Below are 10,230 nucleotides of genomic sequence, written 5' to 3'. Positions count from 1 at the left end.
CGCTACGGATCGGGCCGTTGGCCGTCACTTGTTTTTTCCACGCGCAAGCTCAGCCTGGCACGCAATCCAGGGATAGGTGCGGGCCAGGCCCTGCTCAAGCGTAAGGCTTGGCTCCCATCCCAGCTTCTCCCGAATGAGGTCATTATGGGAATTGCGCCCACGTACACCTTGCGGGCCAGGGATATTGCGAATTTCGAGATTCTTGTCGGCAACCCGCATCGTAATCCGGGCAAGTTCATTGATCGAAACCATTTCTTCCGAGCCAATATTCACCGGCCCGGCGAAAGTTTCGCATCGAGTCAGCCGCAGAGTTGCCTCAAGGCACTCATCGACGAAGAGGAACGACCGTGTCTGCAGGCCGTCGCCCCAAATTTCGATTGCACCGCCGGATTCGGCCTCTGCGACCTTGCGGCAGAGCGCCGCCGGCGCCTTCTCGCGTCCTCCGACCCAGGATCCTTCCGGACCGAAGATATTATGATAACGCGCGACACGGCATTCCATGCCATGGTTGCGGTTATAAGCGAGATAAAGACGCTCGGAAAACAGTTTTTCCCAGCCATATTCGCTGTCCGGATTTGCCGGATAAGCGCTGTCTTCCCGCGTTACCGGAGCATTCGGGTCCGTCTGATTATGTTCGGGATACATGCAGGCCGAGGAACTGTAAAAGACCCGCTTTATGTTGCGGCGAAAACAGGCATCCAGGACGTTGAGATTGATGGTAGCCGAATTATGCATGATATCGGCATCATTCTCGCCCGTAAAAATATACCCTGCGCCGCCCATATCGGCAGCAAGCTGGTATACTTCGTCAAATCGGCGATCGATCACCGCACGACAATTGGATTGCTCCCGAAGGTCTGCAATGACGAAATCGTCAGCCTCCGTTGCGGCATATTCCGGGTATTTGAGGTCGACCCCCCTTACCCAAAAGCCTTCGCGCTTCAGGCGCTTGACCAGATGTGCGCCGATAAATCCACCTGCTCCACAGACGAGTGCCGTTTTCATGTGTCTCTTCCCAACAAGAAAAATCCGCAATTATGCGCCCGCAGCAGCTATCAGATTATGTTGGAAGTTTTCAATAGGTTTCGAATTATTTCCGATTTTTTCAGAATGTTTCTGCGTCAACCGACATCAATCGATTGCACAGCCACGCCCTTTACGTTAGGAGGCCCTAAAAAAGCATAGCAAGGATGATGGCATGCGCGACGGAGTAATCGCAAGATTGCGCCCGTGTTTAAGCGCAGCCCGCCATAATAAACGCACGATCAAAGAGCGATGGACCGTTGAACTTCGATACCCGAAAAATCCTCGTCGTTGACCTGGACGGAACCCTTCTCCGCACCGACATGCTGTACGAAAACTTCTGGTCGGCCTTTGGTTCAGATTGGCGCTGCCTTTTCAGTACAATTTCCGCGCTACCACGTGGACGAGCTCACCTTAAACGTCACCTCGCAGACGCCGCAACCGTGGATGCCCGGGCACTACCTTACAATAACAAGGTACTGGCCTATATCGAGGAATGGCGAAACGCTGGCGGTCGTGTCGCCCTCGTCACAGCTTCTGATCAGCAGGTGGCGCAGGCGATAGCGGATCATCTCGGTATCTTCGATGAGGTTCACGGCTCTGACGGCACGCGAAATCTGAAAGGCGCGACAAAAGCCGCATTCTTGGAGGAGCGTTTCGGACAAAGCGGCTTTTTCTATATGGGGGATACTGCCGCCGATCTGCCCGTATGGGAGTGCGCAGAAAAAGCGATTACAGTGGATGCGCCTAAAAAAATACGCACGAAAGTCGAGGCTCTCTGCGACGCGGTGGAACACCTTCAGAGCGAAAGAGAGACCATTAAACCGTATATAAAGGCACTCAGGCCTCACCAGTGGCTAAAAAATCTTCTAGTATTCGTACCTATGCTTGCTGCTCATAAATTTGATGGGTCTGCAATTGCATCATCCATAACGGCTTTTGTATGCTTCAGTCTGATCGCTTCAGGTGTATATATCCTGAACGATCTCCTCGATCTCTCTGCAGATAGGGCGCATCCTCGAAAACGAAACAGACCATTTGCTGCAGGCACCGTGCCTATAGCACACGGAACCTTGATGGCAGGAGCACTTGCAGGTTTCGGTTCATTTCTGACGATTTTTATCGGCTGGGAATTTCTGGTCGTCATGATTGGCTACTATCTGCTGACGACGGCTTATTCACTCTATCTCAAGCGGCTGATTGTCATCGATATCTGTATGCTCGCCGCCCTTTACACAATACGGATTTTTGCCGGCTCGGTGGCAACATCGATTGAGCTGTCCATCTGGCTATTGGCCTTCTCTGTCTTCTTTTTCCTGTCGCTGGCAGCCATAAAAAGGCAGGCCGAATTGATAGATAGTGCCGAGCGGGGCAATCTGAAGCCAAGTGGCAGGGGCTATCATGTCGACGACTTGCCGATAATCTCGATGATTGCGATTGCCGCTGGTTACGTGTCCGTGCTAGTCATGACACTCTATGTCAACTCTCCAGCAGTGATAGAGCTATATGCGTGCCCGGAGGCGCTGTGGGGCGTGTGCGCCACACTTCTGTATTGGATCACCCGCGCCGTTATGATCGCGCATCGTGGCCTGATGCATGACGATCCGGTCGTCTACGCGGCTAAAGATAGCACCAGTCAGATATGCGCGCTCATAATCCTGGCCTTCACGCTGGGAAGTGCATTATTATGACACTTGGTACTCTGACTTTTCGCTACGCGATATTTGCGGTCATAGCGACGATTGCAAACCTCGCAACCCAACGAACCGTTCTTCAGCTTGGAATTACCGGTGCCAATTTTATCGCCGCCATTGGGATGGGGACAATCGTAGGCCTCATCATAAAATATGCGCTCGACAAGCAATGGATTTTTTACGATCAAGATATGGGATTGAAAAACAATACCCGTAAATTCACGCTCTATACGATTATGGGCGTTCTCACTACACTGATATTCTGGGGAGCCGAAACGGCGTTTTGGTTAATATGGCAAACTGATCGTATGCGTGAAATCGGCGCCATCGTCGGGTTAGCTATCGGGTATATTGTCAAGTACAATCTCGACAAGCGCTTCGTCTTCAACGACAAGCGCAAAGAGGTCGCGTTATGAAAGTCTCTGGCTGGGGCCGATATCCATCGGTAGACACCCAACTTTGTTTTCCGCGGGATGTCGAGACACTCTCTGCTTTGATGAGTTCCAAGCACAGCGTAATAGCTCGCGGCAACGGCCGCGCCTACGGCGATAGCGCGGTTAATCCATTCAGTACTGTTTCGATGAAATATTTTGATCGAATGCTCTCGTTCGAGACCAAGACTGGTCAACTTGTCGCCGAATCTGGAACCCTACTGAGCGACATCATCAAGACATTTCTACCCAGAGGTTGGTTCCCGATGGTCACGCCGGGAACGAAATTCGTTACCCTCGGCGGCATGATCGCTGCAGATGTCCATGGCAAGAACCATCACAAGGAAGGCAGCTTCAGAACCTGTGTGGACTGGATAGATGTCCTAGGCATTAATGGCGAGATTATTCGATGTTCTCAGGAAACGAATATCGATCTTTATGAACATACCCTGGGCGGAATGGGACTGACGGGCATCATTTTACGTGCAGCGATACGTCTCAGACCGGTTGAAACTTCCTGGATACGACAGACAACCATTCCCGCTCCGAATCTTCAGGCGGCAATGGAAGTATTCGCGAAACACAAAAAATCCACTTACTCAGTCGCCTGGATCGATTGCCTTGGGCAGGGAAAGAACCTGGGGCGCTCTCTGATCATGTTGGGCGAACACGCATCGATATCTGATCTCTCTGCGCAACACGCCGGCGCACCATTTGCGCGCCCAGAGAAACACGAAATCAGATTGCCAGTCACGCTGCCTTCCGGTGTCCTAAACCGCATGAGCGTAAGTCTCTTCAACAACCTATATTATAAAATGGGTACCAGGAAAATCGGAGAGCATCTTGTTGATTACGATACATATTTTTATCCGCTAGATGCAATCCTTGGCTGGAACCGAATATATGGCCGAAAGGGGTTCGCGCAATTTCAATGCGTCCTTCCTCTTGACAGTTCCGAAAAAGGACTTAGCGCCCTGCTTGAGGCCATTTCGCTCGCAGGAGCCGGCTCTTTCTTGGCCGTTCTTAAAAGGCTAGGCCCGCAAGAAAGCAAATTTTCCTTTCCCATGGAAGGATATACTCTCGCTCTGGACTTTCCAATATCAAGGAAAACTCTCCGTTTGCTGGAGCGACTTGACGAAATTGCCGTTGAAAATGGTGGGCGCTTCTACCTGGCGAAAGACAGCCGCATGTCGGCATGCACGCTGCGGAATTCGGATCCACGTGTCGAAAAATTTATAAAGAAGCGAGATGAGAACGGCTGGAGAAGCCAATTTGTTTCGTCTCAGGCAGAAAGGCTCTCCATATGACGACACCATCCGTCCTTATTATAGGTGCCCGGTCGGATATCGGCAAAGCCGTTGCCCATAAATTTGCTGCGGCGGGATACGCTATCCAAATGGCAGCGCGTAATGTCGAAAGCCTAGACATCGACAAACGCGATATCGAGCTGCGCTATGGTGCTAAGGTAACACTGCATGAATTTGACGTACTTTCAGTGGAGACCCACGAGGAATTCGTGAGCGGCCTTCCACAAATGCCTGACGTTGCAATATCGACGATCGGACTGATGGGGCAGCAGGAGAAAAGCGAACGCGATCCTGTTGCAGCAGGCAAGGTTATGCGTAGCAACTATGAAGGCCCCGCAAGTATCCTTGCACTACTCGCCAATCACTTTGAACAAAGAGCCTCTGGCACGCTTGTTGGTATCAGTTCCGTTGCGGGAGAGCGAGGTCGTGCAACAAACTACGTTTATGGTTCCGCCAAAGCTGCGTTCACCGCGTTTCTATCCGGCTTGCGCAACCGCCTAGCCAAGCGTGGCGTCCATGTGGTTACGGTGTTACCAGGATTTGTCGCAACTAAAATGACGGAAGGAATGGACTTGCCTGCGGCTCTGACAGCCGATCCGAAAGAAGTCGCAATTGCGATTGAACGCGCTGTTCTAAGCAAAAAAAACGTCGTTTACGTACGTCCCATCTGGCAGCTGATCATGATGATCATTCGCAATATCCCGGAGCGGTTTTTTAAAACGATGAAGTTATGACAATGCAGAATAGCGTTTCTATTCAGGCGTTTAAATCACTTGATCGGTACAGAAGTGATATACGCTCCAAAATCGCACTTTTATCTCCCGTTCTACTGATAGCTTTAGCGATACTTGCAGCGGTCGGAGCTTTGAGTTACTCTCGCGGATTTTGGCTGGGGATGCAGGGTTGGGGAGTCTTCAACTGGTATGTCGACTATGGAAGTGGCTTTATAAAGCGCGGACTCATTGGGACGATCACCTCTCCGTTCCTCAGCGGCCATACTCCGGCTTTTGTTGAGACGTTTGTGTCGACCCAACACCTGGTTTTGTGTTCGCTTCTTGGAATAGGGCTTATTTGGATGGCAAGCCGGACGTTGATTGTCGATGTGCGATCCGCGTTTCTTGTTTGGTTATGCTTTGCAACATCACAATTCCTGCCCACATTGGCCTATAATAGTGGCTATCTAGACATACATCTGTTCATACTTTTGTTCCTTGCAACCATCATGTGGAAAAATGGAAAATTTCTTGCTCTTGGAATAATAGGTCTAGTTGGGCCATTGCTGCATGAGATGTTCGTTTTTTTGTGGCTGCAAATTCTTGTTTTGAGCCTGACTCGAGCACGTCATGGCTTGAAACCATTTGAAATTATCGCCGTACTCGCGCCCTTTGCTTCCGTATTACTTATAATATCATTTCACTCGCAAAACGCTGTGGCTTTGGAACTGGCGGAAGTTCCGGTAGACGCAGAGATGCGCGCGGTTTTGTTTAGGCAGCAGTTCGGACAAACGACCGTCGCAGCAATTGCTCAAATGATAAAAATGTTCCGAGAAGACGCCGTCAACGTGATTTCCGCCACCTCGTACTTTTTGCTGCCGACATTTGCGATCTTCGTATTAAGCTGGCAGCGTTGGCGCGCGAGCGGCCCTGATTGGCCATGGCGGTTTGTCGCGTTGACTTTGGCAACGCTAAGCCCGGTTCTAGTGTTGCTGGTCGCCTGGGATCTCTCCCGCTTTCTCGTGATGACAACGTTCTGTGGGGTTCTCGCGTTTTGGGCACTTGATAAGGGGAATAAGACCTAATGCCGCGTTTTTTCCAAATAGCTATCATTGGAATATGCATAGTAAATCTAATGACGCCCTTTTCCTATGCCTATTTCCATACCCTGTACGTATTTCCATCCGTTATTCAAAACAACACCCTAGCGGATATCATGAAGAATTGGAGTGGCTGGTACAATCGGGAAACCACCAATTAGGGGAGCCGCCCGGGGGCGCATTAAAAACCGGCCTCGGGGCAAACAAAAAGAATAAGAGATTCAGTCTTTCAACTGATTAAATACCGATAGAAGTAAATCTGTCGATCTCTCCCAATTAAATTGCCCCCGAAGTCTACTCGCTGTTTGACTCCGAATCTCGGCGTCTGGCGGAGTGTTCGCTAATTGCTGCATCGCACGTGCCCAATCATCTGGTTTATCCGCGCTACAGAAGATTACCATGCCCGACAACAGTTCCGTCATAGCAGGTCGCGCACTACAGATGCACGGAACTTCAAGCATCAACGCCTCGAGTGGAGGCAGACCAAAGCCTTCATACAAACTTGGGAAAAGCAACCCTTGGGATTGCTTCAATACTCTGGCCAGTTGCCCATCTGTCAGACGGCCGACCGTGTGTATTTTTCCTCGGCTATCAGAATTCAGCTCTGTAGAGAATCCCTTGGGAGATTTTCCAACAATCACCAAATGATAGTCACGGGCTTCCCCGAGGCTCATGGCCTTAATAACGACGTCGATATTCTTATGGTAGTCATTGGAACCTATGCACACGAAATATGGTGCGTCGGGCGTGAGCAGGTCAACGCTCTCATCTTCTTCCCACTCAAATACATCGACGCCGTTATAAACGACGTGAATCCTTTCCTTCGGGACACCAATGATGCGTGAAATATCTTCCGAACTGCTTTCACTGACCGTTACAATGAGATCGGCTTTTCTTATCGAATGAATGTATCTTTGTTTCCATTCATCAATGGTTGATTTCTGGAATATGCCCTCAAAAAGCAGAGGAATGACGTCGTGCACCATCACAACCGATCTAGGAGGAAGATCAGAGGGACACCAATGCACGGACGGGAAAAAATGGATAGGCTTTTCACAGGCCGGCCCAACGTCAAGTGTCGCAAGAGCCTGCCGCCTTATTAATTCCCTGAGTATATCACGCGCAACTCTGCCGACCCCCGCCTGTCGACCAGGGTTCCCGTCCCAAACTGAATGTTAAGCCCCTCGACAGACAACGGAAAATATTCAGGACAATCGACAGATTCCCCCGACCTAGACACGGTTCCTTGTTTCGGAAAACGCTTCCGTATAGCTTTTCTTATTATGCGTTCGGGATTAAGTGAACGAAGCGTCTCGCTGAAGCTGGCTTTGCCACTTTTGCTTTGTCCCCCACCGACGCGACCTCCACTCAAATGTGTTGATATGACATCATTTGCAACACGATTAACCACTTCTTGAGCGTATTTCGAAGCCAACAGGTAGTTGAGTTCTTTGGCAACTTTCAGCTCTTCTTCGTGATTCAGCAGATCAAGGGCCATTACTTGCCTTTCCAAAGAGTGACCATAGTTTTAGCGCTTCCCATTTTTTAGCCTGCGACACGGAAAAGCATTATCCTGTTTAAAACACGGGAATAAAAAGGCCGAAAGATGAAACTCATTAGTCAAGAATGCAAGTTCCCTCTGGCTTGCCCAGGTAATTGGTGTCTTTTTCCAATCACCCGCCCCCAGCACCGCCTCCGCCTCATAGATGGCGCAGACGATATGATAGAATGTACTGGCCGGTGCCGGCTCGTCGAGCATCGGCTTGTCGGCCGGCCATTTGTCGAACCACAGCCCTTTGACCGGCGTGTCGAGGAAGGGCTGCAGCGCGCCGATGGCTCTGAGGCCAGAGGCGAGGTAACGCTGCCTCTCCTCGCCGGACGTGACACTGGCAAGACGCACCGCCGCCTTCAACCATTCCGTCTGCGGCCATAGCCGCGCCAGCCCGTCATGCACCGAAAAATCATCATAGAGGCTCATGACCGCCACCTTGCGGCGCGGGCAGATGCCGTGCTCCTCGCCGATCTCGAACAGGCGCCTGGCCTTGGTGATCGCCGCCTCATTGTTGCGCAGGCTGCCCCAGCGCACCAGAAGCCATGCCCATTCGAACTGATGGCCCGGCTCCATGATGCGGCCTTTGTCGCCCTCATAGGGTGCCCAGTCATGGCCGAAGAATTCCCGCAGGCCTCCATTGCCGCTATCGATGAAGCGGTTCAGCGCAAGATCGGCGATCTCATCGGCCAGAGCCGACCAGGGACCTTCCGGGTCCTGTACTTCCCAGGCAAGCATCGCCTCGAAAAGATGCATGTGCGGATTGGAGCAGAGCGGCGTGCGCGGTGGGTTTTCCTCCTCGAAGCCGGCGACGGGATGTTTGTAGTCGCGCTTGAGGATAGCGAGAATATCGAGCGCCCGGCCGCGCATCTCGTCCTTGCGATCGGGAAGGGCGGCCGCCGTCTGTGCGGCGGCGAACAGCGCAAAAGCCTGATTGTAGAGATCGAAGGAGGGGTCGATCAGCCTGCCGGTCTGGTCGGCGAGGTTGCCGTAAAGACCATTGTCGAGGCGATAGACCTTTTCGAACCAGCTCAAACCATGCAGCAGCGCGTCTTTCCAGGGTCCCTGCCAGCCGTGCTGGCCGGCTGCGGCGAAACAATAGGCCTGGCGCGGCTGGACACGGGCGCGGCGGTCATCGGAAAAAATCGGTTTCGCATCCTGGCCGAGGCGCTCGTAAAAACCGCCGTCCGGCCGGGCTGAACCCGCCTCCCACCACAAGGGCAGGGCGTCCTCATCCAGCCATTTCCGTAATGTTCCGATTTCTTCGGCAAGCGCCTGCGCGATACTCGGAAATTGCACAGTCATGCGTCAACTCTCTGTTTTACGTCGTGGTAGGGGACGAATACGCCAAGGAAACCCATAAGCAAACGCTTGAATTTATGTTTTGTGACGCTGTCAACCACAAATACTATTCATTTGCTCTCCCATAAAGCCCACAGCACGCGACGCGGGGACCGGCATTGTCCGGCTCCCGCCTGGCAATGGAACCGACCCCGCGACTCTTGAAAGTCGGCGCTGTGGTCAAACCCGGCATTGATGGCCCTGGCAGTGAGCGCCAAATCGTGAAAGCATTTGGCATTTGAAATCATCTGGGACCAGGGACACAATGACGGCAATCGAAAAACTGGCGGAAAGCTTCATAACAGCGAGCAGCGAGGGGGCGAAGATTTCTCTGGCGGCGGTGCAGGCGATGGGTCTCATTCCAGGTACGCTTGTAGAGGCTATGGCGGTCCAGCAGGCGTTTGCTGAAAGCTGGGCGGAACCGGTTGCTGGCTGGAAATTGGCGATTCGCCCGGATGGCGAGGCCATCGCGGCGCCCATGTTCAATTGTGTGCGGGTCGATGAAGCCAATGCCGCTTCTTTTCCGCGGGATGGCACCGAAGGCATTGAAGTCGAGATCTGCTTTACCCTTTCGGCGGATATTCCCGCTGCGGCAGCCGGGCCGCTGACAAGGGCGGACCTTTTTGGATATATCGACAAGGTCCATCTTGGCGTTGAACTTCTTCGCTACAGGCTGGTGGAGAAAAATCAGGTGCCGTTTCCGCTTTTTCTCGCGGATCGCCTCGCCAACCATGGCTTCGTCATCGGCCCGGAGGTCGATAAAGGCATCGTGGACGTCTTTGCCGGAAATTGCGAGAACCCACCTCAGCTCAGTGTTACCGAGGGGCCGGTGTCGCTGTTCGATGCCACGGTAAAACATCCGAATGGTGATCCGCTCGCACCGCTTGTCGCCTTTGCCAATGCGGCACTCAACAAGGGCAATATGCTCAAGGCTGGTAACGTTGTAACGACAGGTAGTCTCTGCGGTGCGATATCGAGTACAATTGCTAGCAAGACGCAGATCACACTGAGATCGGTTGGCGCTTTCACATTGTCCGGTCCGAAACCATAGGTAGCGGTTCCAGACGCCTCA

Annotated in this window: 9 protein-coding genes and 1 pseudogene; 6 read left to right on the top strand and 4 right to left on the bottom strand. The window is 52.2% G+C overall.

Annotated features, from left to right (window positions below; genetic code table 11):
* Positions 1–24 precede the first annotated feature (24 nt).
* Positions 25–1,005 (bottom strand): NAD-dependent epimerase/dehydratase family protein, encoded by a 981-nt coding sequence (locus tag G3A56_RS24830; protein WP_082184806.1) that lies wholly within the window; start codon positions 1,003–1,005, stop codon positions 25–27.
* A gap of 278 nt (positions 1,006–1,283) precedes the next feature.
* Between G3A56_RS24830 and G3A56_RS24825 the strand changes: the two genes are divergently transcribed.
* The 5 genes from G3A56_RS24825 to G3A56_RS24805 are packed head-to-tail and all read left to right on the top strand — an operon-like array spanning position 1,284 to position 6,253.
* Entirely contained in the window at positions 1,284–2,714 is a 1,431-nt protein-coding gene (locus tag G3A56_RS24825) for a UbiA family prenyltransferase (protein ID WP_003499351.1), read from the top strand.
* Positions 2,711–3,133, top strand: a complete 423-nt coding sequence (locus G3A56_RS24820; RefSeq protein ID WP_003499349.1) for a GtrA family protein — start codon at positions 2,711–2,713, stop codon at positions 3,131–3,133. The genes G3A56_RS24825 and G3A56_RS24820 overlap by 4 nt, the downstream gene beginning before the upstream one ends.
* Positions 3,130–4,455, top strand: coding sequence for an FAD-binding oxidoreductase (locus tag G3A56_RS24815; protein WP_003499347.1), 1,326 nt, complete (start codon positions 3,130–3,132; stop codon positions 4,453–4,455). Before G3A56_RS24820 ends, G3A56_RS24815 begins: the two co-directional genes overlap by 4 nt.
* On the top strand, positions 4,452–5,189 hold the full coding sequence (locus G3A56_RS24810) for an SDR family oxidoreductase (protein WP_082184807.1): 738 nt from the start codon (positions 4,452–4,454) through the stop codon (positions 5,187–5,189). Before G3A56_RS24815 ends, G3A56_RS24810 begins: the two co-directional genes overlap by 4 nt.
* A gap of 2 nt (positions 5,190–5,191) precedes the next feature.
* The gene (locus G3A56_RS24805) at positions 5,192–6,253 is read left to right on the top strand and encodes a hypothetical protein (protein ID WP_082184808.1); all 1,062 of its coding nucleotides are present in this window, start codon (positions 5,192–5,194) and stop codon (positions 6,251–6,253) included.
* 236 nt (positions 6,254–6,489) lie between these two features.
* Here the strand turns inward: G3A56_RS24805 and G3A56_RS24800 are convergent, their stop codons facing one another.
* The 3 genes and pseudogenes from G3A56_RS24800 to G3A56_RS24790 all read right to left on the bottom strand — a co-directional run.
* On the bottom strand, positions 6,490–7,314 hold the full coding sequence (locus G3A56_RS24800; protein ID WP_281357802.1) for a glycosyltransferase family 4 protein: 825 nt from the start codon (positions 7,312–7,314) through the stop codon (positions 6,490–6,492).
* A gap of 53 nt (positions 7,315–7,367) precedes the next feature.
* The gene (locus G3A56_RS24795) at positions 7,368–7,766 is read right to left on the bottom strand and encodes a hypothetical protein (RefSeq protein ID WP_164056861.1); all 399 of its coding nucleotides are present in this window, start codon (positions 7,764–7,766) and stop codon (positions 7,368–7,370) included.
* A gap of 186 nt (positions 7,767–7,952) precedes the next feature.
* Positions 7,953–9,122: pseudogene (locus G3A56_RS24790) on the bottom strand (AGE family epimerase/isomerase); the annotation flags it as partial.
* Positions 9,123–9,423: 301 nt separating this feature from the next.
* On the opposite strand from G3A56_RS24790, the gene G3A56_RS24785 reads away from it, so the two are divergent.
* Complete coding sequence (locus G3A56_RS24785) at positions 9,424–10,209, top strand: hypothetical protein (RefSeq protein WP_003499337.1); 786 nt, start codon at positions 9,424–9,426, stop codon at positions 10,207–10,209.
* Positions 10,210–10,230: the final 21 nt, after the last annotated feature.

This window comes from Rhizobium oryzihabitans (genome assembly GCF_010669145.1).
In the GTDB taxonomy this organism is placed as follows: domain Bacteria; phylum Pseudomonadota; class Alphaproteobacteria; order Rhizobiales; family Rhizobiaceae; genus Agrobacterium; species Agrobacterium oryzihabitans.
Note: the sequence above shows the minus strand (reverse complement) of the source record. Positions and strands in the feature narration are given on the sequence as shown.